This is a genomic window from Pseudomonas sp. IT-P253, assembly GCF_949768125.1.
Classification (GTDB): domain Bacteria; phylum Pseudomonadota; class Gammaproteobacteria; order Pseudomonadales; family Pseudomonadaceae; genus Aquipseudomonas.
The window spans coordinates 1-240 of the sequence record NZ_CATKPT010000080.1; the positions used below are offsets into that span (position 1 = coordinate 1).

The 240-nt window shown below is 60.8% G+C and carries 1 pseudogene; it reads right to left on the reverse strand.

Annotated elements, in window-relative coordinates:
- Positions 1-240, reverse strand: a pseudogene (locus ACM6IR_RS26165) (NAD(P)(+) transhydrogenase (Re/Si-specific) subunit alpha); the annotation flags it as partial.

Genomic DNA, 240 nt, shown 5'->3' on the forward strand with positions numbered 1-240 from the left:
ACGTCGACGAACTTGGCGCCGAGGGATTCGATCTGCTCTTTAACAGCAGGGCGCACGTCAGACGCTTCGATGACCGCACCCAGACGTTTCGCCGTAGCAATGGCCTGCAAACCCGCCACACCAGCGCCAAGAATCAGCACGCGCGCCGCTTTCACGGTGCCCGCCGCCGTCATCAGCATCGGCATGAAGCGCGGATAATGATGAGCGGCCAGCAACACGGCTTTATAACCGGCGATGTTC